This is a genomic window from Pantoea sp. Ep11b (assembly GCF_040783975.1).
GTDB lineage: Bacteria > Pseudomonadota > Gammaproteobacteria > Enterobacterales > Enterobacteriaceae > Pantoea.
Map to the genome: position 1 here is coordinate 1,412,047 of NZ_CP160631.1, position 23,440 is coordinate 1,435,486.

At 57.3% G+C, this 23,440-nt stretch carries 23 protein-coding genes; 17 read left to right on the top strand and 6 right to left on the bottom strand.

All coding sequences use genetic code 11. The features are described from left to right. Positions 1-5: 5 nt before the first annotated feature. The 7 genes from AB1748_RS06600 (at position 6) to AB1748_RS06630 (ending at position 3,865) form a co-directional block, all read left to right on the top strand. Positions 6-941: a cytochrome d ubiquinol oxidase subunit II gene (locus AB1748_RS06600; RefSeq protein ID WP_111138998.1), complete on the top strand. Its 936-nt coding sequence runs from the start codon at positions 6-8 to the stop codon at positions 939-941. 47 nt (positions 942-988) lie between these two features. Further along, positions 989-1,498, top strand: a complete 510-nt coding sequence (locus tag AB1748_RS06605) for a hypothetical protein (protein WP_111138999.1) — start codon at positions 989-991, stop codon at positions 1,496-1,498. 12 nt (positions 1,499-1,510) lie between these two features. Then, on the top strand, positions 1,511-1,960 hold the full coding sequence (locus AB1748_RS06610) for a DUF421 domain-containing protein (RefSeq protein WP_111139000.1): 450 nt from the start codon (positions 1,511-1,513) through the stop codon (positions 1,958-1,960). A 157-nt stretch (positions 1,961-2,117) separates the two neighbouring features. Beyond that, complete coding sequence (locus AB1748_RS06615) at positions 2,118-2,360, top strand: hypothetical protein (protein WP_111139039.1); 243 nt, start codon at positions 2,118-2,120, stop codon at positions 2,358-2,360. A gap of 338 nt (positions 2,361-2,698) precedes the next feature. After that, entirely contained in the window at positions 2,699-2,971 is a 273-nt protein-coding gene (locus AB1748_RS06620) for a cupin domain-containing protein (protein WP_293770725.1), read from the top strand. A gap of 12 nt (positions 2,972-2,983) precedes the next feature. Then, positions 2,984-3,409, top strand: coding sequence for a DUF4186 domain-containing protein (locus tag AB1748_RS06625; protein ID WP_367396151.1), 426 nt, complete (start codon positions 2,984-2,986; stop codon positions 3,407-3,409). 138 nt (positions 3,410-3,547) lie between these two features. Further along, positions 3,548-3,865 carry a hypothetical protein gene (locus tag AB1748_RS06630; RefSeq protein WP_111139003.1) on the top strand — a complete coding sequence of 106 codons (318 nt, stop codon included), beginning with the start codon at positions 3,548-3,550 and terminating at the stop codon, positions 3,863-3,865. A gap of 63 nt (positions 3,866-3,928) precedes the next feature. On the opposite strand, the gene AB1748_RS06635 is transcribed toward AB1748_RS06630, so the two are convergent. Then, entirely contained in the window at positions 3,929-5,167 is a 1,239-nt protein-coding gene (locus tag AB1748_RS06635) for an AI-2E family transporter (RefSeq protein ID WP_293773599.1), read from the bottom strand. A 352-nt stretch (positions 5,168-5,519) separates the two neighbouring features. Between AB1748_RS06635 and AB1748_RS06640 the strand changes: the two genes are divergently transcribed. Continuing rightward, positions 5,520-5,846, top strand: coding sequence for a hypothetical protein (locus AB1748_RS06640; protein ID WP_111139005.1), 327 nt, complete (start codon positions 5,520-5,522; stop codon positions 5,844-5,846). Between the two features lie 14 nt (positions 5,847-5,860). Here the strand turns inward: AB1748_RS06640 and AB1748_RS06645 are convergent, their stop codons facing one another. Next, a complete protein-coding gene (locus AB1748_RS06645) occupies positions 5,861-9,622 on the bottom strand; it encodes an NAD(P)-binding protein (RefSeq protein WP_367396152.1) in 3,762 nt (1,253 codons plus the stop codon). Between the two features lie 567 nt (positions 9,623-10,189). On the opposite strand from AB1748_RS06645, the gene AB1748_RS06650 reads away from it, so the two are divergent. Together AB1748_RS06650 and AB1748_RS06655 are read left to right on the top strand one after the other, a co-directional pair. Next, positions 10,190-10,882, top strand: coding sequence for a DUF421 domain-containing protein (locus AB1748_RS06650; protein ID WP_111139007.1), 693 nt, complete (start codon positions 10,190-10,192; stop codon positions 10,880-10,882). A 138-nt stretch (positions 10,883-11,020) separates the two neighbouring features. Then, positions 11,021-11,227 (top strand): hypothetical protein, encoded by a 207-nt coding sequence (locus AB1748_RS06655; RefSeq protein WP_367396153.1) that lies wholly within the window; start codon positions 11,021-11,023, stop codon positions 11,225-11,227. Positions 11,228-11,296: 69 nt separating this feature from the next. Here AB1748_RS06655 and AB1748_RS06660 read toward each other — a convergent pair whose 3' ends face one another. Next, on the bottom strand, positions 11,297-12,490 hold the full coding sequence (locus AB1748_RS06660) for a zinc-dependent alcohol dehydrogenase (RefSeq protein ID WP_111139009.1): 1,194 nt from the start codon (positions 12,488-12,490) through the stop codon (positions 11,297-11,299). Between the two features lie 150 nt (positions 12,491-12,640). Beyond that, positions 12,641-13,231 (bottom strand): hypothetical protein, encoded by a 591-nt coding sequence (locus tag AB1748_RS06665; RefSeq protein WP_367396154.1) that lies wholly within the window; start codon positions 13,229-13,231, stop codon positions 12,641-12,643. Between the two features lie 362 nt (positions 13,232-13,593). Here AB1748_RS06665 and AB1748_RS06670 point away from each other — a divergent pair, with 362 nt between their 5' ends. The 4 genes from AB1748_RS06670 (at position 13,594) to AB1748_RS06685 (ending at position 17,818) form a co-directional block, all read left to right on the top strand. Further along, complete coding sequence (locus tag AB1748_RS06670) at positions 13,594-14,880, top strand: HAAAP family serine/threonine permease (RefSeq protein WP_111139011.1); 1,287 nt, start codon at positions 13,594-13,596, stop codon at positions 14,878-14,880. Positions 14,881-15,085: 205 nt separating this feature from the next. Continuing rightward, positions 15,086-16,183: an ABC transporter substrate-binding protein gene (locus tag AB1748_RS06675; RefSeq protein WP_367396155.1), complete on the top strand. Its 1,098-nt coding sequence runs from the start codon at positions 15,086-15,088 to the stop codon at positions 16,181-16,183. 222 nt (positions 16,184-16,405) lie between these two features. Further along, positions 16,406-16,879, top strand: coding sequence for an RcnB family protein (locus AB1748_RS06680; RefSeq protein WP_111139013.1), 474 nt, complete (start codon positions 16,406-16,408; stop codon positions 16,877-16,879). Positions 16,880-16,981: 102 nt separating this feature from the next. After that, entirely contained in the window at positions 16,982-17,818 is an 837-nt protein-coding gene (locus AB1748_RS06685) for a Cof-type HAD-IIB family hydrolase (RefSeq protein WP_293774043.1), read from the top strand. Positions 17,819-17,894: 76 nt separating this feature from the next. Here AB1748_RS06685 and AB1748_RS06690 read toward each other — a convergent pair whose 3' ends face one another. Further along, the gene (locus AB1748_RS06690) at positions 17,895-19,043 is read right to left on the bottom strand and encodes an iron-containing alcohol dehydrogenase (protein ID WP_293773612.1); all 1,149 of its coding nucleotides are present in this window, start codon (positions 19,041-19,043) and stop codon (positions 17,895-17,897) included. Between the two features lie 290 nt (positions 19,044-19,333). On the opposite strand from AB1748_RS06690, the gene gntT reads away from it, so the two are divergent. Further along, the gene (gene gntT, locus AB1748_RS06695; protein ID WP_111139015.1) at positions 19,334-20,650 is read left to right on the top strand and encodes a gluconate transporter; all 1,317 of its coding nucleotides are present in this window, start codon (positions 19,334-19,336) and stop codon (positions 20,648-20,650) included. A 143-nt stretch (positions 20,651-20,793) separates the two neighbouring features. Here gntT and AB1748_RS06700 read toward each other — a convergent pair whose 3' ends face one another. Next, positions 20,794-21,039: a hypothetical protein gene (locus AB1748_RS06700; RefSeq protein WP_111139016.1), complete on the bottom strand. Its 246-nt coding sequence runs from the start codon at positions 21,037-21,039 to the stop codon at positions 20,794-20,796. A 1,297-nt stretch (positions 21,040-22,336) separates the two neighbouring features. Here AB1748_RS06700 and cspE point away from each other — a divergent pair. Together cspE and AB1748_RS06710 are read left to right on the top strand one after the other, a co-directional pair. Next, positions 22,337-22,546: a transcription antiterminator/RNA stability regulator CspE gene (gene cspE / locus AB1748_RS06705; RefSeq protein ID WP_006118399.1), complete on the top strand. Its 210-nt coding sequence runs from the start codon at positions 22,337-22,339 to the stop codon at positions 22,544-22,546. A gap of 224 nt (positions 22,547-22,770) precedes the next feature. Then, a complete protein-coding gene (locus AB1748_RS06710) occupies positions 22,771-23,193 on the top strand; it encodes a GNAT family N-acetyltransferase (RefSeq protein ID WP_111139019.1) in 423 nt (140 codons plus the stop codon). Positions 23,194-23,440: the final 247 nt, after the last annotated feature.

The following is a 23,440-nucleotide window of genomic DNA, read 5'->3' on the forward strand; positions in this document are numbered from 1 at the left end:
CTGCAATGACCGATCTCTCTGCATTCGTTATCTGTCTCTCTCTGCTGCTCTATCTGCTTCTGGATGGCACGGATCTGGGGGTGGGGATGCTGTTCTGCTGGTTTCACGATGATGAACAGCGTGAGTTGATGACGCACAGCATCCTGCCGGTCTGGGATGCGAATGAGACCTGGCTGGTCCTGATGGCCGGCGGATTACTGGCGCTGTTTCCCCCGGTCTATGCACTTCTGCTGAGCGAGCTGAGTGTGCCGCTGTTCGTTATGCTGCTGGCGCTGCTGATGCGGGCGATGGCACTGGAATATCGCGCCCAGAGCTCCACGCGACTGCGTCCCTGGCTGGATCGCGTCATGGCTGGCTGTTCGGCAATGGCGACCTTTATACAGGGCTGGTGCGCCGGGATGGTAATCGGCGCACAGCCGCATACGGGTCTGCCGGATGGGCTGAGCCTGATACCGCTGATCAGCGGTATGGGCCTGATGGTGATCAATTCACTGCTGGCCTGTTGCTGGATCGGCTGGCGCATCGGTGACAGGGTACAGCCGCTGGCGGCGGCTCAGAGCGGGCTATGGTGGCTGCTGGCGCTGACAATTTTTCTTGCTGAGTGTTATTTCAACGCAGATATCTGGCGGCAAAGCTGGCTGCGGCCCCTGGGTAAGGTCGCAATCGGGGCAATTCTGCTGCTCTGGATTGCCCTGCCACTGGCTTTATGGCGGGCCCGGCCGTTGTGCCAGCTTATCCTGACTTTACTGCTGATCGGCGCAGTATTTACCGGATTGCTCTGTGGTCTTTATCCCTGGCTTGTGCCCTATCAGTTCACGCTCAGTAACAGCGCCTCATCACCCGTGACGCAGGGCTTTGTCCTGACGGGAGCCGTGATTGCCATGCCGCTGACGTTGCTCTACCACAGCTGGTCATTCTGGGTTGAGCGCCGGGCAAAATAATCCACCAGCTTGTCGCGTCAGGCGACCCGATCAGAGATCATCAATACATGAAAAAAGATCGCACAGAGAATCGGGATTACCCGGTAAAAGAGAATATCCTGTGGGTACGTCGCGAATGGCGGATACAGCGTGCCGGAGAGTACCTGTTAATTGTGCTGGTGCTGCTGGGGGCGTGCGGACTCTTCTCCAAAGGTTGGCTGAGTGACAGTCGGGTCCGCTCACCGGATGGCAACCTTGAGGTGGCGTATGAGCGGTTTGGCCGGATCGAAAGCAATATGGCTATGCGGATAGGCTATCGTGCTCCTGCAGGCGATCGTTTTACTCTCACTATCGGCAGCGGGGCACTGGATAGTCTGGAGATCCAGACGCTGCAGCCTCAGCCACGCGAGGCAGAGGCAATCGGTAGCGATCTGCGGCTGACCTTTGCTGTTGCGGATACCGGACCCGATCATGCGGTCTGGATCGGATTGCAGCCACGCCGTGCGGGCCGCATACACGTTGCAATCTACGGCGATGATGCATCGCCGGTTCGTTTTACACAATGGATCTATCCCTGACAGAGGCGCGTTATGGAAACGGTATTACGGGCTGCGGCCATCTATCTGGTGCTGATGGTTGTGTTCAAAATTGCTGGCAGACGCACACTGCTGCAGATGACATCATTTGATCTGATTCTGCTGCTCATTATCAGCGAAGCGACCCAGCAGGCACTGCTGGGGGATGATTTTTCAGTAACCGGCGCAGCACTGACCATCATAACGCTGGTAACCATTGATATCGTGCTGGGTAAAGTGAAAAACCGTTTTCCGGTGGTAGAGCAGATTATTGATGGCGGCCCGGTGATTCTGGTGGATCATGGCAATCTGCTGACCGATCGCATGAAGATGAGCGGCATCAGTCCTGACGATGTACTGGAAGCGGCGCGCTCCGGTCCGGGACTGGAGCGGTTCGACCAGATTAAATATGCCGTGCTGGAGGTCAACGGTCATATCTCGATTATTCCCCGCACGGAGGCGTAGTCACGTTCCGGATGGCTCTCTGCGGCCATCACCTCGCGGCTGTCATCCTGTTCCTTGTAATTCTGCAGAATTGCGCCATGCTTAACACTTCACCCACGCATTATTATCTGAGCTGGCCTGACACTCAATCAGCGTTATGCTTCATAGTCAGGTTTATGTGAATGAATTCAACCGTTTTACCTTCTATCCCGTCACCGGCTGGCACATCGGGCCATTAAGCGATCATCAGGCGCTGGTACTGAAGCTCGGCTATGTCGATCCGGATGCACCGGATGACCAGGCGATGCAGGAAACGCGCTTTTTTGGCCTGACGATCGAAATGGCCAAATCGCTGGTCAGCCATCTCTCTGAACAGATCGCCAGTGCGGAAAAGGCAGCCAGTAACGTCACGAAGCAGTGACGGCGTGGCGAGGCGTCCGTTATCTGATCGGCGTGTGATCGTCTGTCCTGCATCTCTTCCGGTGCGGCAGCGTTAAGCGTGCCGTTGTGACCGATCCTGATCATGGCACGCTTGACCCTACCAGGTTGCCGCAGGCGGGGTGCCGGGTAAAGCCTGCCGATCCAGAGCCACATCCTTCCGGGCCGGTAAAGCAAATTTTTGCGCCATCATGATGTCAAAATCGGTTAACAGAGGGCAGGGAGCAGTGATGCAGGCGGTCAGCCCTCCTGTTGTCTTCCCCGAACAGCTAACCCGATCGTCTACACTGCTAAAAGAGCGATCCATGTTAAGGAGAAGCGATGACAGAACACGACTTCAGAAAATGGTTAGCTGAACAGGGTTTTGACCAGCCACTGCTGGTGGAGCGCGCAGCCGCAACCGAGCTGGACAATCACGTTCACCCCTTTGAGGCGCTGGCACTGATTCTGGATGGCGATATCACCATCAGCACTGAACAGGGCGAAACCACCTATCACGCAGGCGACACCTTTCACCTGCAGCCGAACGAGCTGCATCGTGAGGTGTTCGGCCCCCGGGGGGTTCGCTATCTGGCAGGGCGCAAATATGAGTAACTGGCTTTCAGCATGACAGAGTATGACGACCTTTTTACCCGGCTGGCGCGCTCGCCGTTTCGCCAGCGTTTTCGTCTGGGACGCGCCGAATATGAGTATGCGTCCGGCAGAGGCGAGGCGGTTTTACGCCAGCACGCCAGCGAATTTGTGGCACAGCGCCTGGCTCCCGCCGAGCCGGAAAAGGATGGCAGGCAGACGCCGATGCGTGGCCATCCGGTGTTTATTGCGCAGCACGCCACGGCGACCTGCTGTCGCGGCTGTCTGAGCAAATGGCACCATATCGATCAGCATCAGCCGCTCAGCGCGGAGCAGCAGGCCTATGTGGTCGCGGTGTTGCTGCAGTGGATCCATCAGCAGATGCAGCTACCGGCACCCCCCGCTCGCGTCAGCCGCAGGAAACCGAAACCGGACGACGATCCGCAGCTCGCCCTGTGGTAATCGACAAAAACGCTACGGCCAGCGGCTTTTTCTGGTGAAAACTGGCCCTTTTTCATTCCTGGTTTATTCTTAAATCTTTCCTGGAAATGCTATGCCAGGATTAAAACCTACACGGCAACGATGAATACAGAGGGAATTATGAAGAAATCAATTATTGCACTGTCTGCTATTTTACTGGCTTCGCCAGTTTTTGCTGCTACCACCACAGACAACACCGTTGCGGAAGCGCACAAAGGCGCCGATACCGCAAAAGAAAAACTGCACAAGGCGCAGCATGAAGGCGAAGAGATGAAGCTGAAATCTGAGCACGCTGCCGAAGGCAAAAGCCACACCACCGGAAGCAAGATCACCGAAGGTGCGCAGAAAGGCTGGAACAAAACCAAAGAAGGCACCGAGAAAGGCTGGGATAAAACCAAGCAGGGTGCAGAAGATCTGAAAAACAAAGCGACCAACTGATTCGCGATTGTTTTCAGGAGAAAAAACCCACCCTACGGTGGGTTTTTTTATGGCTGAAGCGGATCAGGCTTTGTTTTCCGCTGCCTTTCTTTCTGTGGCTTCTCTTTCTGCCGCCGCGAGCGCGGAGACTTTGATTTCTGCTTCAGCAGCGGCTTCTGCCGCAGCGGAAGCCGCTTCAGCCGCCGCTTCCGCTGCGGTTTCAGACTGCTTCTTGCCCTCTTCGATCACTTCTTCGTCGATGACTTCGATATTTTCGCGGTTATCGCGGCCGGAGAGCAGATTCCAGCAGGCGATAAACAGCGCCGCTATGACCGGACCAATCACAAAGCCGTTGATGCCGTAGATCTCCATGCCGCCCAGCGTGGCGATCAGGATCATATAGTCAGGCATCTTGGTGTCTTTGCCCACCAGCAGCGGACGCAGAATGTTATCCACCAGCCCCACAATCACCACGAAGAAACCGACCAGGAAGAGCCCTTTCCAGAGTGCGCCGGTGGCGAAGAAGAAGATCGCCGCCGGCACCCAGATGATGGCAGAGCCGACTGCCGGAATCAGTGAGAGGAACGCCATCAGGGCTCCCCACAGCAGGCTGCCATCAATGCCGGTGAACCAGAAGGCCAGCCCGCCGAGAATACCCTGAACGATACCGACCACCACCGTACCTTTCACCGTTGCCCGCGCTACAGCCGCAAACTTCACCAGCAGATGATGCTTCACGTAGGTCGAAAGCGGCAGGGCTTCCAGGATCAGATGCACCAGATAGGAGCCATCTTTCAGCAGGAAAAACAGCAGATAGAGCATCACACCAAAGCCGATGGTGAAGCTGAAGGTCCCTTTACCGATGACAAAGGCGCTGCCCGCCACATACTGACCGCCCTTCAGCGCAAACGAGGAGAGCTTCTGCTGAATCTCTGCGGCGCTATCCAGATTGTTATCGGCCAGATAATGTTTCGCCCAGCGCGGCAGATGCTGCAACAGTTCGGCGAAGACCGCCGGGAACTGCGCCGAGTTGGTCTGCAGCTTGTGATAGACCGCATTGGTTTCGACGACCAGTGATGAGGCGATAATCGCCAGCGGCGTGAACACAATCAGGCAGATACAGAGCAGGGTGAGCAGCGCGGCCAGGCCATTGCGGTCGCCCATGCGGTTCCGCAGGTACGTTTTCAGCGGGTGGAAAATGACCGCCAGAATCGCCGCCCACAGGATCGGCGAGAAATAGGGCGAAAGCACATCAAAAAAAGCGATGGTGGCGATCGCCAGAATCAAAAGGAAAAACCCGATGTTCAATCCTTTAAAACGCATTGAAAAACCTCATCTGTAACATGCTCTGATAAACCTGACGCGCGAATGATCGATGTCTGAGCGGGCTTACGCCGCTGCCATCTTATTGCTTATCGCTCAGGCTTAGCGCTAAAAACGCTGCCGGTTGCAGCGTCGTGCTGACTAACAGGTTGAAAGTTCAGGCAGAAAGCGTGAACGGGGCGTGCGCGTTCGCTGCGTGACTTTTGGCTGATAACAGGCTGCGGCAGGCTGCCGAGCGCAGAATCCTACATTAGCGTAGCGGTTTCGACCATTATTGGTAGTTCAGCGCCTCATGATCTCTGCAGGTGCTGCCGATAACCCGGTTAATTGGGCAAAAAACAGGCAACAAAAAATGAACACACCACGGATCATCCTGCTGCTGGCGCTGGTCGTCACCGGCTGCGCCACCAAGCACTATCCGCAGGCGGCGGCGGTCACGCCGGAAGAGTCAGCGATGCTGAATTGCAGCGCACTGGATCAGGAGCTGGCTAAAGCGCACAGCGTGCAGAGTGATATTGAGCAGACCGGCCAGTTTGATGCGCTGACCGTGCTCGGTTTTGTCGGTGATTTCGGGCTGGGCAATGGTATCGCGAAATACAGTGCCAGCCAGAAGGCGGAGCGGCGGCTGAACCAGCTGCAGTCGCTGAAAGCCGCGAAATGCAGCCAGCGGCTTTCATAGCAGACTGCATCAGATCAGCCAGGCATCTGTTCGCTGAGATGCTGCTGCCGGACGCTCTCCGCCGCGCGTTTGCCGGCCAGGAAGGCGTGATCTGAATTGTAGTACTCCCACTCACTGTAGCGGCCCGACAGATGAATATCCTGCGTCAGGAGCCACTGACGTATCAGTGCGACGTTATCGCTGCGCGCATGGTCGTAGACCACGTATGCGTAAGGCATATCGACCTCTGAGGCGCAGAGCAGGGGATCCTCTGCGGTAATCATGCCGACGCGGATGCAATCCTGGCGGCAGCGCTCGATCAGGGCATCGCCTGTCAGCGGCAGCGGATGGGCAGCGTTATAGGTGATTTCGCAGGTTAAGCCAAAACCGCCCGGCGGATTGCAGTGCGGGCTGGCGTTGCCCTGCACAAAAATGCGATGAAACAGCGTATCGCCGGGATAGTAGATCCAGTGCTTTTCCGTCAGGTCAGCACGACCAATCCCCAGATTCACGCAGCGCACGGAGACAAACTGAAGCTGTTTTGCCGCCCGTTGCACACTCTCCGGCACCTCGTCGCCCATCAGTTTAATCAGCTCCGGCAGCGGCATGGTGCTGATCAACTGCTCATAGCGGTAGTGGCGGCCATCCGCCAGCAGCGCGACGTGCGCCTGGGGATAGAGGCGGGTCAGGGTGGTGTCTGTTTCCAGAGTACATTTCAGATGGGGTAAAAAGCCGGACATCAGCGCCTGGAAGCCACCGCGAAGCGGATAGCCAAAACGCGCGTTCGGACCCACAGGTTTCGCCAGCGGTTGCAGCGCCCCATCAATGATCTGTGCCAGGTCAGGCAGGGGAACCCGTCCACCCAGCCATGAGGTTTCCATGTCGGTCAGCGGCACTTTCCACAGTTTCTGGTTGTAGGGCAGGGCAAAATGACGCGCGATGCCTTTACCCCAGGTCCGCATAATGAAGTGCTGGAAATCCTCATCGCCAGCCACGTCACCCATGCTGCTGCCCTCATCGGGAATCGCACCATCCGCACAGCAGTCCCGCCGCGTCCGCGCCCGATCCAGCGGTGTGGCGACAGGGGTGGTTTCGCCGTAACGCGCCTCAATCGCCCCCAGCACACACTCTTTAACTATTCCGACCGGCAAGCCATGCAGCGCGGACTGGAAAGGATAGCGGGTATAGACGCCGTTGCTGTAGACCCAGGCTTCACGGGCCTGCCAGTGCAGATTGTCGCCCAGCAGCATCTCATAAAGCGCCAGGACATACGGGTCCTGCGAGAACATGATGTGCCCGGCATAATCGAAGGTAAAACCCCGATCGTCGATGGAGCGGCACCAGCCGCCGGGTGTGCTATTTTTCTCCAGCACCACTGCACCTTCGCCATAGTGATAACCGGCACTCAGCCCGGTCGGGCCTGCGCCGATGATCAGACAGGGCACCGCTTCACTTTCCAGCATCGCGGGCGTTAAGGTCATGACGTTCGCCTGAGCACTGACCCGATCTGCCGGCTCTGCTGCGGGCTGACGCTGCGTCAGCGCCTGCTGGATTAGCGTATGTATCTGCTCCGCCGTGCGATCCCATGAGGTGGCATCCACTTTATCCTGCATCCGTCCCGTCAGGGCCAGCCGGTCTGCGGCACTCATCGTCATTGCCTGTTCACAGGCGGTGATAAAGTCAGCGTGGTTCTCCGCTACCGCCACCTCCTCTGCGTAGTGGCGTGCCACATCGACAATGGCGGTACTCACAATCGGCAGTTGCGCCGCCATATACTCCAGCACCTTGGTGGGTGAGATGTAGCGGGTTGAGGCATTAATCGCAAACGGCATCAGGCAGACATCCCAGCCCGCCAGAAACTGTGGCAGCGCCTGATAGGGCTGCTGACCCATCCAGTGGATATTGGCACGCTGTGGCAGGCTGGCGGGATCGATTTTCACGACCGGCCCGACCATCACAATCTGCCAGTCAGGATGAGTGTCCGCCAGCGCCGCAATCAGGGGCAGGTCGATGCGCTCATCCAGCACGCCGTAATAGCCCAGGCGCCGCGGCGGGATCGCATCCTGCAGCGGATGACGATTGCTGCGATCGCGCGCCTGCTCAAAATGGACCGCATCGACGCTGCTGGGGAAGCAGCAGACATGCGGATGTTTGTCGCGTCTGGCTTCATAGAGGCTGGTGCCGCCGGTGAAGACCAGATCGGCGCGGGTCATCAGTGCCGATTCACGCTGCTGGAGCTGGCGCGGCGCATTCCGGAAGGCGGAAAGCTCATCCATGCAATCATATATCACCAGCGCCGGATCAAACGGCGTCAGCAGCGGCAGCGCCATCGGCGTGTAGAACCAGATCAGCGGCTGCTCATCCTCTTCCAGCAGCGGGGTCAGCAACGGCAGCAGCGGGGCGATCTGGCTGTCGTGAAAACCGGGTGCGTCGCTGTCCGTATGCGGCTGGATCACCGTGATATTGGCGGCAGGCGAACTCTGGTGCAGGCCCGGCTGTCCCGCCTGCCAGACCGGCTCTTCGACAAACACCACGCGATAGTGCTGCGCCAGACGTGTCAGTAGCTGCTGCGGACGCTGGAAAACAAATCCCCAGCGCAGATGGCTGAATACAAGCAGAACAGGTGGCTTCATGGTGTGCTCCTGGCGTTGATGTTGTTGGGCGTGAAGGTGCTGCAAAAAGTGCTGTGACTGGCGGAGTGCCTGGGCATAGGGCTGCTGCAACTGGCGGGCGTAAGGATCGGGCCCCAGCCGATCGAGATCCCATAATCCGCTGCGGGTCCAGAAGGTGGTCTCCTCCCATAAGGGGCGATCAAGGATCGGATAGAGGCAGATGCCGAGTAGCTCAACGCCTGCCAGCTGGGCCTGCGCAACCTGCGCGGTGATCTCCTGGATCCAGGCCCCGCGTCCGCTGCCGACGTGGCTGGTTTCTGCCAGCAGCAGCGGGCGCTGGTAACGCTGCCAGACCTGCTGCAGCATCCGATGCAGCGGCTGGCGGCGACGGTCGCCCAGATGCCAGTGGAGTCGCTGGCCTGAGCCCTGCTCCCACTGGTTGTCGTGGTAATAGTTGACGCCCACCAGATCGAGATAGCGCGGGGCACCGCCCAGTTCCGGATTGCGTCGGCCGCTCAGCATATCCCACGCCTGAAACTGGGTGTCGCACATCGCGCGTGCCACGTCTGAGCCCGCAGGATCGGCGGGATCGGCCACGATGTGGATCAGGGGATCGCAGTGCAGCAGACGCGCGCGCGGATCGGCCTGCCAGATCGCTTCGCAGGCGGCCAGGGTCGCGCGTACCAGCTGCTGTTTGGCCGCATCCGCCGGATCCGGCCCCGGCCTGGCGTCACAGGCGAACAGCCCGACCGAGATCCCCCAGCTGACAAACGAGATCTCATTCATCGGTGAATAGACCGGAGGCTGCTGATATAAGGGAGCCAGAAAGCGGGCCAGTGCACCGCAGAACGTGGCGAAACGACTGACAAAATCGTGATCAAACAGCGTGACGCCCGCGGGCCAGCCATAGTGACAGATCGTCCAGCTCAGCTGGATGCCCTGTTGTTCGGCTGCCTGCATCCGGGCGGCGACGGAGGAGAAATCGTAGTGGCCGTCGCGCTCACACAACCGCCAGCCCACGCTTTCGCGCACGGTGCGAAAAGAGAAGGGGGCCAGGGCGGCATAATCCTCTGCTGCACGCGCCTGGTGCTGGTTCAGATCGTTCATCGACAGCGCAACGCCTGACGGATTGATATGATCGGCACCTTCGTAACCGGCCTGCCAGAAACTGGAAAAGGGCGTCATGACATCTCCCGAAAAAAGCCAACACGATCCCCGCTGACGAGCCGTTGCTGAACGGGTCAGGGAGTTGAGTATGCAAAGCAGAGCAGCCGCTCTGAACGGACGGGCGATCCTTGCCATAAGCCACAGTCTGTTCTGTGGAAAATGCATGAGTGAGATAGCAGGTGTTAACGGGTCGCGCTATCGGCAGGAAAAAGCGGATTTCCGGGCTGTTAATCGGTTTTCTGGAACGCTTACCGGAAAGTATAGGTTGGCAGGAATATATGGCAAGGTGTTGAATAGAAAAGAAAAAAAAGCGAAGCGGCAAAAGCGTTCCAGCAGGATGTAGTTATATCCAGCTTCTTTTTTCCCAAAAAGCGAAATAAACGCAGCGTGAACCGGCCGGCGGCTATTTTCAGCTTTGTTAACCTTTTCCTCTACATGCGGTCAGGTCAGACTTACCGGCTTTCGCTCTGCTGCTTCGCTTGCCTTTTGCACGGCTGACGCCAGAATTGATTTATTACTGGCCTGAATCGCCGGATTATCAGCAAGCCTGTGAAGAGGCGCTTACTACAGGATGTTTAGCAGACTATGTTCTCATTCGACTGGCACCGATTTTTACTGAATGATCAACCGGCCACCTTTTTATTTGAGGTGATGGCACGGGTCCTGATCGCTTATCTGGTCGTTTTTACCTTTCTGAAAGTGTCAGGCCGTCGCGGTGTGCGTCAGCTGTCGCTGTTTGAACTGGTCGTGATTCTGACGCTGGGTTCGGCATCCGGTGACGTGACGTTTTACGACGATGTGCCGGTGTTGCCGGTCATCATGGTGTTTGTGGTGCTGCTGGCGCTCTATCGGCTGACTACCTGGCTGACGGCACACAGCCCGCGCTTTTCCCGGCTTATTCAGGGCGACGTCATCACTCTGATTCAGGAAGGGGTCTATGTGCTGGAGAGTCTGGATCGGCTCAATATTTCTGAAGATGAGTTTTATATGGAATTGCGTCAGAGCGGCGTTGAGCATCTGGGTCAGATCCGGCTGGCGCTGGTGGAGGTCGATGGTCAGCTCAGCCTCTATTTCTATGACGACGATGAGATGCGCGCCGGGTTAAGTGTGCTGCCTCCTGCGCACCGGCAGGATTACAGCCGCGTGCCAGTCAGTGCGCTCTACGCCTGCACCCATTGCGGTCAGACCCGGATGATTGAGGCGCAGCAGCAGGCCGTCTGTCCACGCTGTCAGCGGCAGCGCTGGTCTGCGGCACTCACCGTGCGCCGTCTGCATTAAGGACCCGTCACTGACCGGTTCATCGCCGCTAAACCGGTCGCAGTCTGTTGCTGCTCCCCACATAACTTTGCCTGTTACTGACAGAAAACGAAAACCTTTCGGGCAGCATAACCGCACCGTTTCTGCTGAGGTGTGCTTATGAAAGCCAGGCTGGCCAGTGCATTACTGTTTTTATTTCTCTCCTGTGGCGCGTTTGCACAACAGGTGATTGGTGAAAGTCATCCGCACTCGCGCAGCGCGCGATGGCTGGAGCATGGGAGTCAGGTGGATACGGCGGATTCGCCGGATGAACATCTGCTGGAAAGGCGGGAGTGGCGGAGCAGCCTGCAACGCAGGCCGTCCTGACCCCGGTTCCCGGCAGAGAGCTCTGCCGGGAACGCAGGGGCGGCGTTAATCCCTCCGGGCCGGTGACATTTATATCGTCGCCTGCGTGGCCGTCATGCCGGGAACCAGAATGATCTTACGGCACTCCTCTTCGCGTCTGGCGAAGATGTCATAGCCGCGTGCGGCATCTTCCAGCGGCAGATGGTGGGTGACAATCTCTTCCGGCGTCAGATGCCCCTCTTCGATCAGCTTCAGCAGATCAGGCAGATAGGCGTGAACATGCGTCTGTCCCATTTTAAAGGTCAGCCCTTTGTCGAAGGCATCACCAAACAGGAAGCCGTGAATAAATCCGGCGTAGACGCCCGGCACGCTGACGATACCGCCACGACGGACCGCGGCAATACACTGACGCAACGCTTTACCGCTGCTGCCCTCCAGTTTGAGATTGGTGAGCACCGTCTCCGTCATGCTGCCTTTTGCCTCGAAGCCGACGGCGTCGATCACCGCATCCACACCCCGGTTGCCGGTGCTGTGTTCGATAATCCAGCCAGCCGGATCGTCGATATCGTCGAAGTTAATCGGGATGACGCCGTAGCGTTCGCGGGCAAAGTTCAGACGATAGTTATTGTGGTCAATCATGAAGATCTGCTCGGCGCCCTGCTGACGGGCGCAGGCGGCACTCAGCAGCCCCACCGGCCCGGCCCCGAAAATCGCCAGGCTGGAGCCCGGTTTTACTTCGGCATTCTTCACTGCCTGCCAGGCCGTGGGCAGAATGTCGGACAGGAACAGTACCTTCTCATCTGACAGCACCGAGGGCACCTTAAACGGGCCGGTGTTGGCCTTCGGCACCCGTACATACTCCGCCTGGCCGCCGGGCACGCCGCCATAAAGCTTACTGAAGCCAAACAGCGCCGCGGGAGGCGTGATGTTTTTGCGGTTCAGGATCGCGCCCCGGCCGCTGTTGGTATTTTCACAGGCAGCGTACTGGCTCAGCAGACAGAAAAAGCAGTCGCCACAGGCGATAACGAACGGGATCACCACCCGATCGCCTTTGGCGACGGCGGTCACGGCGCTGCCGGTCTCGACCACTTCCCCCATAAACTCATGACCAAAGATATCGCCATGCCCGGTTCCGGGGATCTTGCCACGGTAGAGGTGCAGATCGGAGCCGCAAATCGCGGTGGCCGTCACACGCAGAATGATGTCATCTGCGGCTTCCAGCCCCGGGTCCGGCACGTTGTCCACGCTGACTTTATGCGGACCGTGATAGGTTAATGCTTTCATCTGTTCATCTCCTGCTGATAGGGGAATGGCGGCCAGACCGGAGAGGCTGACAACCGGCGGGGAAGACTCAGGGAACCTGAAATCGAAACCTGCCTGAAGTGTAGTAACCCTTTGAGGAGTAAGCAGAGCGGCAGAGCAGACCGGGCGGTTTCAGCCGGGCTGGCAGGGCGGATGCAGCCGGGTGGAGGTCGCCGTCACGGCAGGGGCGTCGGGCTGCCAGCGCGTCAGATCGGACAGCGCCCGACGGTAGTCCGTGTCGATCTGAGCCGGAACCTGTTCGATATAGTGATACGCGTGCGCCCGTGTCTCTCCCGTGAGCTGCTGCAGATAGTGACAGGCATCCTCCAGCGTCGGGATCTGGCCTTCAACGCCCGCCATACGCGCGGGCAGGCCGGTCCAGATCAGGCCTTCAATCCCCTTCGCCTGCGCCCACGTCGCCAGTGGCCCGGCGGCGGTATCGGTCACGGTCATCATGCCAATGCCGTCGACGCGGCGGTCCGGAATCGCCTCGCGAATGCGCAGGGCGCGGCAGGCGCTCTCCAGCGAGGCGGTATTCAGCCACGCCCAGAGCACCGGCACCGGACGGGCATTGAGGCAGATGGCTGTTGAGAGTTCGCCGCCGTCTGCGATGCGCACAAATTCAATCGGTACAGCAGGACCATCATGGTGCCACTGGCTGGCTACCGGCAGTGCGCCAGCTTTCCAGATTAGCGATCCCCATCCAAGGCAGGCAATTTTCATTCTCTTCTCCTGAGTACCGGTAAGCGTTATCGCGATACCGCCACTTAAAGCGTAGACCGTTGCGCTAATCCGTTACAGGGATCACCTTTTCAGGGCGGTAATTCGTCAGCAAAGATGGCATGATCGCCGCGCAATGGCGTTGCACAACCTGACGGTTTTTTCAGCAATCCATGCGTGTTTGTCGGCATGGCTTGAACTTTTATCGTCAGGTAGTGTAAAAGGTGGCGCACGCAAACGATTACCTGTCCACGGGGCGGGTCAGCAGAATCGCTGATCCCTCCTGCGGCAGCTGAGGCGCAGGGCGGGGAAGATGACCTGCCTGGCGGCTCAGGCTACTGGCGGCTTTTAACACGGAATATCTGATGAAAACCACGCAAACTGGCACGCTTGGCGCGCTTGAGAGGGACGTCGATACAGGATGGCGTAAAACCGACACCATGTGGATGCTGGGCCTCTATGGCACCGCGATAGGCGCGGGTGTGCTGTTCCTGCCCATCAATGCTGGCGTCGGCGGGCTGATCCCGTTGATTATCATGGCGATACTGGCCTTTCCGCTGACCTTTTACGCGCATCGCGCCCTGACACGGTTTGTTCTGTCCGGTAAAAATCCCGCAGGCGATATCACGGAGGTGGTCGAGGAGCATTTTGGCGTCGGCGCGGGCAAAGTCATTACGCTGCTCTACTTCTTTGCTATCTATCCGATCCTGCTGATGTACAGCGTGGCGATTACCAACACGGTGGAGAGCCTGATGGTCAATCAGCTCGGCCTGGTGCCACCGCCCCGCGCGCTGCTGTCGCTGCTGCTGATTGTCGGACTGATGACCATTGTGCGCTTCGGCGAAAAGATGATCGTCAAAGCGATGAGCGTGCTGGTTTATCCCTTCGTGGCGGTGCTGATGCTGATGGCCTGCTATCTGATCCCGCACTGGCACGGCGCTGCGTTTTCCACGCTGAGCGTTCAGCCTGCTGGCAGCAGCCTGTGGATGACGCTGTGGCTGGCGATCCCGGTGATGGTCTTTTCATTCAACCATTCGCCAATCATCTCCTCTTTTGCGCTGGCAAAGCGCGAAGAGTATGGCGACGCCGCTGAGAAAAAATGTTCGCGCATCCTGGCCTGCTCACACCTGATGATGGTGGTTACGGTGATGTTCTTTGTCTTCAGCTGCGTGCTGAGCCTGTCGCCGGAAGATCTGCATGCCGCCAAGGCGCAGAACATCACCATCCTCTCCTATCTGGCTAACCATTTTCAGGTGCCGATGATCGCCTGGCTTGGGCCGCTGATTGCTATCGTGGCGATCACCAAATCGTTCCTGGGTCACTATCTGGGCGCGCGCGAAGGGTTTAACGGCATAGTAAGTAAGGCGCTGCGCAGCCGGGGCAAAAGCCTTGCGCCCGCCCGGCTGAATCGCCTGACCTCTCTGTTTATGCTGCTGAGCACCTGGCTGGTAGCGACGCTGGACCCGAATATTCTCGGCATGATTGAGACGCTTGGCGGCCCGGTTATCGCCATGATCCTGTTCCTGATGCCGATGTACGCCATCCAGAAAGTCCCGGCGATGCGGCAGTACAGCGGCAGAATCAGCAACCTGTTTGTCGTGCTGGTTGGGCTGATAGCCATCTCCGCCATCTTCTATTCACTGGTGAAGTAACCCGAAAACAGGCACATCCCACCGCGCGGAGGTGTGCCTGCTGCCTTTCTCCCTTTTCCTGCCTGCAATCTGTCCCTTCACGACCATTATCACTGGCCGTGCACGCCTTTCAGACGCATCTGGTTAGCAATAGTTACATCTGTTACCGGTTCACATGGTAGAGTAAACGCGAATAGTTATTATTTCTTTAAAGGACAGGAGAAACATGAAACTCAGGATTGTTGCTGCCACCACACTTTTACTCTCTGCCGCCTGTGCCGCGACCACCTATCCGGTCACGGTGACCGACATGGATGGTCAGAAAATTACGCTGCAGAAAGAGCCGCAGCATGTGATTTTGCAGGATGGCCGCGACGTAATGGCGCTGGCGTTGCTGGATCGGCAGAACCCGTTTCAGCGGGTCGTGGCCTGGAACAACCTGCCGAAAAAGCAGGACACCCAGACCTGGGATCTGCTGAAGCAGCGCTGGCCACAGGCGACGTCGATTGTGGATATGGGCTTTAACGATCAGGGGCAGGTTAACCTGGAGAGCGTGCTGGCGAAGCAGCCCGATCTGATGATTGCCCAGCTGCGTGCAAAACCGGCGCTGGCCCAGTCGGGCGTCCTTGCCACCCTGAAAAATCTGCACATCCCGGTGCTGTTCCTGGATGATGAGCTGCACCCGAAAGAGAACACGCTGAAAAGTGTGAAAGTGCTGGGCACCGTGCTGAACCGCGAAACGGAGGCGAAAGAGTACGCCGATTTCTATCAGCAGCGCTGGGAGATGCTTCAGCGGAAGATTGCTCAGGTGCCGGAGAAGCCGACGGTCTTTATCGAACCGATCGCCGGTAACAGCGATAACTGCTGCTTTACCCACGGTCACAACGGCTGGGGTGCGCTGGTGGAAGCGGTTGGCGGAAAAAATATCGGCTCTTCGCTGCTGCCCGGCAGCTCAGGCTTTGTGTCGCTGGAGAAGATTATCGCCATGAAGCCGGATGTCTACATCATGACCGGATCGAAGCGCCCGAACAGCAACGTGCTGCCGTTTGGCTATGGCGCGAGTCAGACCGATGTGACCGCTACCTTCAACCGTCTGCAGAGCCGTACGGGTCTGGCGCAGATCGAACCGGTGAAACAGAAACGGGTTTATGGCGTTTACCACCATTTCTATAATCACCCTTACAACATCATCGGCATGGAGATCCTGGCAAAAGATCTCTATCCCGGGAGTTTCCGCGATCTCGATCCTGCAGCCGATTACCATCACATTGTGACGCGCTTTACCGGATTACCGGATGCCCCGGTGATCCTCAGCACGCCCTGAACGGAGCGCGCAGGGGCTGAGGCGTTTCAGCGTGACCAGCCGGATGGAAGTTTCTCTGTCCGGCTGGCCCTGAGAGGCCTGGCTCTGTTAAGAAAGCGATAAGCAAGCGTAATTCTTTGTAAGTTAATGGTTTTTAAGACTATTGCCGATGTTTGCTGCCTCAGTGATTGCCATGATGCCGCTTAACGGTGCCTGAATCGCCGTGATTTCGGAGACAAGATCATGAAAAAAACAACGTTAACGCTTATCGCTTCACTTTTGACATGCAGCACACTCTTCTCGCAGGCCGCACAGGCGGATGACCACGATAACGGACACCGTATGCCGGTACCGCATCAGAACAGCGATCGCGGACCGGACAGTCGCGATCACACGCCGAATCGTGGCCGCGACAATCCGGGTCATGGCGACAGAAACCCGCATGATCAGGGCCGGGATCGCCATGAAGATCACAGCCGTCGCGACAGAGACGATGCGCGCGATCATTTCGCCTGGCAGGGGCACGACTTCCGTCGCGGCCATCCCATCCCGCCGGAATATCGCGGCGACCATTACCGGGTAGACAACTGGCATGAACGCGGTCTGCGTGAGCCGCCGCGCGGTTATCACTGGGCAGACATCGACGGCAACTATGTCTTAATTGCGGCCGCAACCGGTGTCATTACCGCCCTGGTGCTGAACAGTGCCATGAACTGATTCTTCCGGGATGGCATCGGTCATCCCGCTTTCTTTCCGTTTTACGGCCCCAGCGTCTATTCTGAGACTCCATGCTGAACATTCCCTGTGTAAGGAGTCATGATGACGACGGTTAAGATGGTGGCGGTAGATATGGACGGCACCTTTCTGGACGATAGCAAGCAGTATGACCGATCCCGTTTTCTCGCCTGCTATCAGCAACTCATCGCCCGTGACATCAGATTTGTGGTGGCCAGCGGCAATCAGTATTACCAGCTCAAATCGTTCTTCCCGGCGATCGCCAGCGAGATCGCCTTTGTCGCAGAGAACGGCGCCTGGATTATCGACCGTGATGAGGAGCTGTTTTGCGGTGCCTTTGAACGCCGCGATGTGGAAGCTGTGATCGCCACCCTGAAAAACGGGGACTATCCGGGCCTGCGCTACCTGCTGTGCGGCCGGGAAAGCGCTTACTACTTCGAGGGCATGGATGAGACGTGGCTGAAGAAAATGCGGCATTACTGCCACCGGCTGAAGCCGATTAACAGGCTGGATGACGTGCAGGATGACCGGCTGTTCAAGTTCGCGCTGAACCTCTCGGATGACTACATCGAACCCTTAATGGCGGATATTGAGCGGCTGCATCAGGGCCGCATAGCCGCGACCTCAAGCGGTCACGGTTCGGTGGATCTGATCGTGCCAGGAAACCATAAAGCGCACGGTCTGGACCTGCTGGCCCGGCGCTGGGGTATTTCGCACGATCAGGTGCTGGCGTTTGGTGACGGTGGCAACGATCTGGAGATGCTCAGACAGTCGGGCTTCAGTTTTGCGATGGCTAACGCGCCCGAGCGGGTGAAGCAGGCGGCGCGCTATGCGGCCCCCGCCAATAACGAGCAGGGCGTGCTGCAGGTGATTGAGCAGATGCTGGCTGGCAGCGGACCCTTTAGCGCCACATCGGCTTAGCTGAGCGGCGCGGCAAACCGCGCCACTCTGCAGCCGGAGATCGGCCTGACCAGCCGATCCCCGGCTATGGGGCGGGTTACTCTGTCACGGGCCAGGCCTGGGCGAGCATCTTCTGCATCTGCTCACGGCTGTAATCAATCAGTGAATTTTTACTGCTGGCGCGCGCCAGAATCCACTCCATCTCCGCATGGCTCAGCGACGGCCCATCCTGCCAGAAAGGCACGATCGCCTGCTGCTGCAGCCACTGCTTAAGGAACCGGGCCGGAGAATCTGTGGTTTCGTTAAAGAGCTCTGCATGCAGCTCGGCCATCAGCTGGCGCTGAAGCGGATGGCCGCTGTCGGCCAGCAGCTCCAGGAACGGAAAGAGCAGACGGCCGCACACTTCACCATGATGGAAGGGTTTAATCGCCCCCAGCTCACCGGCAATGCCGTGGATCACCCCCAGGCCGGCGCTGCTGAGGCTGACGCCGCCCAGCCAGGAGGCCATCATCATCGCGTCCCGTGCCCGATCGCCTGCGTCATCCTCCCGGTTCAGATCGGGCCAGGCCTGAATAAACTGACGCAGGCCGGTCAGGGCCAGCTGGCGAGTGAAGAGATTCCCCTTGCTGGAGAGATAAGCTTCAAACAGATGGGTAAAGGCGTCGATACCGCAGGTCGCCAGCACCCGATCCGGTGCGCCTTTCAGCAGGTCAGGGTCGAGAATCGCGACTTCCGGCACAAAGACCGGATGGCGCAGTGACGCTTTGATCTGAATATCACGCTGATCGGTCACCACCGCATTCTGGGTGACTTCACTCCCGGTTCCGGCGGTGGTCGGAATGGCGATCAGCGGCAGGGTGATGGGCTGGACCGCCGTGTCACCCACTTTTTCCAGATAGCGGGCGACAGGCAACGGATGCTGCACCATCGCGCTGAAAGCTTTCGCCGCATCCAGCACGCTCCCTCCGCCAATCGCGACCACCCGATCGACATGGCCGCGCCAGCGCGCCACCCAGCCATCAATGTCGGCGGGAGAGGCTTCATGGCTGACGATCTCGTAACCGATGATGTGATCGTTGAGTCCGGCTTTCAGCCTGGCGTAGGCCGGGCCCTGCAGAAAAGAGTGCCCGCAAAACAGCAGCGTAGGCTGCGGACGGGCGGCCAGCAGCGGCACCAGTTTATTCAGGCTCCCGCGGCCAAAGAGGGTTCGTTGATTACTGTACAGCTCACTCAGGTTCTCACTCACCAGCGCATCCTTTGTCTGTTTCGCTAAAATCTGAGTGTAACGAAAAGCGCCGGGCGGGCATTGGCAAACTTTCTGATAACGTACCGGCAAAAAGTTGATCACCTTCGCAAAACAGAAATTCACCCCGGCGGAGTGGTGCTTTCATGCGGATGTTACCCTTAACATGTTATCGGTAACAGCGTTTGTCGGAATGTGTAAACCTTTTACAGACGCTCTGTTTTGTCGCCTTCAGGGGCTCACGATAATAAACGACACCGGATGCTGTCCGGTGCGCAAGGTGGAGAAAAGCTATGCCATTACTCTATGTGGCGATCGGCGTCGCGCTACTGCTGCTGCTGATGATTCGCTTTAAGCTCAATGGATTTATCGCGCTGATTCTGGTGGCGCTGGCGGTCGGTGTGATGCAGGGCATGCCGGTTAATAAAGTCATCACTTCAATCAAAGCGGGCGTCGGCGGCACGCTGGGCAGCCTGGCGCTGATCATGGGTTTTGGTGCCATGCTCGGGAAACTGCTGGCCGACTGCGGCGGTGCGCAGCGTATTGCGACCACTCTGATTGAAAAATTCGGTACGAAGCATATCCAGTGGGCGCTGGTGCTGACCGGCTTTATCGTCGGGTTCGCGCTGTTCTATGAAGTCGGTTTTGTGCTGATGCTGCCGCTGGTGTTCAGCGTGGCGGCCTCGGCGCGCGTGCCGCTGCTCTACGTTGGGGTGCCGATGGCGGCGGCTCTCTCCGTGACGCACGGCTTCCTGCCGCCACATCCGGGTCCGACCGCGATTGCGACGCTGTTCAACGCCGACATGGGTAAAACGCTGCTGTTCGGCACGCTGCTCGGGATCCCGACGGTGATTCTGGCCGGGCCGGTCTACGCCCGTTTCCTGAAAAACATCGACAAGCCGATTCCTCAGGGCCTCTATAACCCGAAAACCTTTACCGAAGCGGAAATGCCCGGCTTTGGTGTCAGCGTCTGGACGGCGCTGGTTCCGGTGGTGCTGATGGCGCTGCGTGCGGTGGCGGAGATGCTGTTACCTAAGGGCCACGCGCTGCTACCTTACGCCGAGTTCTTTGGTGACCCGGTGATGGCTACGCTGATTGCCGTGCTGATTGCGATTTTCACTTTTGGCCTCAACCGTGGCCGCACGATGGAACAGGTTATGGATACCCTGACCGACTCCATCAAAATCATCGCCATGATGCTGTTGATCATCGGCGGTGGCGGGGCCTTTAAACAGGTTCTGGTCGACAGCGGCGTGGATAAATATATCGCCAGCATGATGCACTCGACCCAGCTTTCGCCGATCTTTATGGCCTGGTCGATTGCTGCGGTGCTGCGTATCGCACTCGGCTCGGCGACGGTCGCGGCGATCACCGCGGGCGGGATTGTGGCGCCGCTGATTGTCACCAGCGGTGCCAGCCCGGAACTGATGGTGATCGCGGTGGGTTCCGGCAGCGTAATCTTCTCTCACGTTAATGACCCGGGCTTCTGGCTGTTCAAGGAGTATTTTAATCTGACAATTGGCGAAACCATTCGCTCCTGGTCGGCGCTGGAAACCATCATCTCGGTGTGTGGACTGGTGGGCTGCCTGCTGCTCTCCTGGATGATCTAATCGCGGCCTGTCTGCACACGGGCGGGAGAGTGGCCTTTCCGGCCGGGATAAGAATGAGCCGATAACGATCGCAGAGCAGGGCACTGACCTGAAACGGGCCGCAACGTGCGGCCCGACATCTTTATCAGCCTGAATCAGGCGTCTCAGTAAGACGGTCCGAAACCGGCTTTCACCATCTCTTCCCGCAGTGCGCGTGCAATCTCGCGGTTGCCACCGGTGACCGGGTAGATAACGTTGTTCACCACATCATCAAGGTAATGCTCGTCAAATTCCTGCATCGTGAGCTGAGTGCCGCCTTCATCGTTGATGGCGAATGAACCTTTGATGTGATTACCGCTGTTTTTTGCCTTGAGGCTGTAGCGGCCCATGCTGGTATTAATCGTGCTCATAAGATCTCCTCGCAACTCATTTCTATCTGATCACTATTGAGGGCTGCCTTGCCGCCTAAATTTTAGCCAGGAGTCACCTGATTAACGAAAAAAGCGTGCCACTAAAAAGCGGTGTTGCGATCCTAATCTCAGAACTGGAATAAAAGCGAAAGTTGCTGAACTTATGAACAGTCGGCCTCTAAGTGAAGCGGCATAACAATTTTTTCTGTCTATACTGCTTACAGGAAAAGTGTTTAACCGATGAGGGGCAAAGGAAATGAAAATTATTCTGTGGATTATCGCAATCATCTTTATCGTAGGCTTGCTGACCCTGACAGGGGTATTCAAACTGATTTTCTGATGGCAGATGGCCGGAACAGCAGCAGCGGGCACCTAATCAGGTGCCCGCAATGTTTTCTGGCTGGCCAGGAGACACTGGCTGATCGGGTCCATCGGCGTATTGGGTAGCAGATCCTTCAAGCCGAGCGGCTTGTGGCAGCTTGCGCAACAGGCGCCATGAAAATTGCGCTGAGCTTCGCTGAAATCCGTGAAAACAAACCGGGCACTTCCACACTGCGTGCAGCGTATCTTCATTACCATTCTGTTTTACCCTCCTTTTTAATGCGCGTTTCTGCTGCGCGTCCCTGACCGGTTAAGCAGGCGTTATCTATTACCGGACAATATTATTTCGTGCTGCGACCAGAAACGTAATTTTTTCCAGACTGCAATGTTTGCTGTCAAATGCGAATTTGATGCTTAAAATAGTTTTCTTTGATATTGATCAACGCTTACCCATTGATGGATAAAATATCCGCGAATAGCGCGCCAGCACTGGCGTAAATGACGCAACTGGTTCATTTCTGGCCGGGCAGAAGCCGATTTGCGCTGAGATAAATCGGAGGGAGATGGCTGCTTTTTGATCTTTCGTGCTATGCCATACGTTTAACGTGGAAAAAATGGGCTTGCGTCAGGAAAAAGAGGCGCGCATTAACGGTAAAAAACAGCCTGCTGAGGTTCATCAGTGCCGCTAACCACAAAAATTCCTCCGAATAAGAATTTTCTTTTTAACATGCACTCCCCTTCACGCTGAAAACGGAAAAGCGCCGCCTTTCCAGCAGGTTAGCCAACAGAACGGTTAACATCTCATCTTCCTCTTCTGGAGGGTTATGCAAGTCGAAAAGCAGGAAAGTGTGATGTGTGCACAGAAAGTCGATATTTATCACTTTTTCATCAAATCGTACTGGACAAATCCCTCCGCAATTGCTGTACTAGACCCCGACACAGTTTAGTGTCCATTTTTCATGTAAAGGTAATATAGATGTCTAAGATCAAAGGTAACGTTAAGTGGTTTAATGAATCTAAAGGATTCGGTTTCATTACTCCTGAAGATGGCAGCAAAGATGTATTCGTACACTTCTCTGCAATCCAGAGCAACGGCTTCAAAACTCTGGCTGAAGGTCAGCGCGTTGAGTTTGAAATCACCGACGGCGCGAAAGGCCCATCTGCTGCTAACGTTATCAGTCTGTAAGTTAACAGTCAGAATTCTAAAAACCCGCCTGATGGCGGGTTTTTTTATGGCTGCCATCCGCGCTTCTCCTCCCCACCTCTCACGCCCGCATCGCTACCACGCCGCACAAACTGCGTGACGCCTCACAATAAATCCTCATAACATATTTATAACAACCTGAAGTGCAGCTTTTTGGCGGGCAACGCTATATAACTGTGCGACAGAACCCGGTGTGAGGAGGCAGGATGAAGATACGACAGGCAGAGTTGAAAGACAGTTTTGCGCTGAGCGCCTTGCTGAGCGAGTTAGGTTATGGGAAAACAGAGGGCTTCATTGAACAGCGCCTGGCGCAATTGTGCAGCGATCCCAGCGAAGCCCTGCTGGTGGCAGAGCATGGCAGCCAGGTGCTTGGCTTTCTCTCCCTGCATTTCATCCCTCAGCTGGCACTGGCCGGTGATTTCGCCCGCATCAGCTATTTCTGCATCGCCGAGGGGGAACGCAGCAAAGGCGTTGGTCAGCAGCTGATTCAGCACGCCGAAACGCTGGCGGCGCAGCGTGGCTGCGATCGTATGGAAGTCCACTGTCATCAGTCGCGTCTCAAAGCCAACCAGTTTTACGCCCGCGAAGGCTACAGTGAGTCTCCCTGTTATCTGATCAAAGCGCTGTAAGCGGGGAGGGGGCACAGACGCGTAGCCCCGGTTTCTCTGTCTGCGCTGAAGGCCGAAGCTGCCGCCGGGTCGCCTCTCAGCCGTTTATGCTTTCCGCAGGGCGCTCAGCCAGCAGAAACCCTCAGCGGCGTTCTGCGGCACGCTTCATTTCCGGCGCTGTCTGTAACTGCCGCCGGGGGATTGGCCCTTCACAGGCCGTCACGGCAGCAGAGCGGTCACAGGCGAGCGGCTGCCGTAGCCGGAGACA

Bases quoted from the DNA above. Each gene is read 5' to 3' on its own strand.
- AB1748_RS06600 (WP_111138998.1), top strand. From the start codon at position 6: ATGACCGATCTCTCTGCATTCGTTATCTGTCTCTCTCTGCTGCTCTAT.
- AB1748_RS06605 (WP_111138999.1), top strand. From the start codon at position 989: ATGAAAAAAGATCGCACAGAGAATCGGGATTACCCGGTAAAAGAGAAT.
- AB1748_RS06610 (WP_111139000.1), top strand. From the start codon at position 1,511: ATGGAAACGGTATTACGGGCTGCGGCCATCTATCTGGTGCTGATGGTT.
- AB1748_RS06620 (WP_293770725.1), top strand. From the start codon at position 2,699: ATGACAGAACACGACTTCAGAAAATGGTTAGCTGAACAGGGTTTTGAC.
- AB1748_RS06625 (WP_367396151.1), top strand. From the start codon at position 2,984: ATGACAGAGTATGACGACCTTTTTACCCGGCTGGCGCGCTCGCCGTTT.
- AB1748_RS06630 (WP_111139003.1), top strand. From the start codon at position 3,548: ATGAAGAAATCAATTATTGCACTGTCTGCTATTTTACTGGCTTCGCCA.
- AB1748_RS06635 (WP_293773599.1), bottom strand. From the start codon at position 5,167: ATGCGTTTTAAAGGATTGAACATCGGGTTTTTCCTTTTGATTCTGGCG.
- AB1748_RS06640 (WP_111139005.1), top strand. From the start codon at position 5,520: ATGAACACACCACGGATCATCCTGCTGCTGGCGCTGGTCGTCACCGGC.
- AB1748_RS06645 (WP_367396152.1), bottom strand. From the start codon at position 9,622: ATGACGCCCTTTTCCAGTTTCTGGCAGGCCGGTTACGAAGGTGCCGAT.
- AB1748_RS06650 (WP_111139007.1), top strand. From the start codon at position 10,190: ATGTTCTCATTCGACTGGCACCGATTTTTACTGAATGATCAACCGGCC.
- AB1748_RS06655 (WP_367396153.1), top strand. From the start codon at position 11,021: ATGAAAGCCAGGCTGGCCAGTGCATTACTGTTTTTATTTCTCTCCTGT.
- AB1748_RS06660 (WP_111139009.1), bottom strand. From the start codon at position 12,490: ATGAAAGCATTAACCTATCACGGTCCGCATAAAGTCAGCGTGGACAAC.
- AB1748_RS06665 (WP_367396154.1), bottom strand. From the start codon at position 13,231: ATGAAAATTGCCTGCCTTGGATGGGGATCGCTAATCTGGAAAGCTGGC.
- AB1748_RS06670 (WP_111139011.1), top strand. From the start codon at position 13,594: ATGAAAACCACGCAAACTGGCACGCTTGGCGCGCTTGAGAGGGACGTC.
- AB1748_RS06675 (WP_367396155.1), top strand. From the start codon at position 15,086: ATGAAACTCAGGATTGTTGCTGCCACCACACTTTTACTCTCTGCCGCC.
- AB1748_RS06680 (WP_111139013.1), top strand. From the start codon at position 16,406: ATGAAAAAAACAACGTTAACGCTTATCGCTTCACTTTTGACATGCAGC.
- AB1748_RS06685 (WP_293774043.1), top strand. From the start codon at position 16,982: ATGACGACGGTTAAGATGGTGGCGGTAGATATGGACGGCACCTTTCTG.
- gntT (WP_111139015.1), top strand. From the start codon at position 19,334: ATGCCATTACTCTATGTGGCGATCGGCGTCGCGCTACTGCTGCTGCTG.
- AB1748_RS06700 (WP_111139016.1), bottom strand. From the start codon at position 21,039: ATGAGCACGATTAATACCAGCATGGGCCGCTACAGCCTCAAGGCAAAA.
- cspE (WP_006118399.1), top strand. From the start codon at position 22,337: ATGTCTAAGATCAAAGGTAACGTTAAGTGGTTTAATGAATCTAAAGGA.
- AB1748_RS06710 (WP_111139019.1), top strand. From the start codon at position 22,771: ATGAAGATACGACAGGCAGAGTTGAAAGACAGTTTTGCGCTGAGCGCC.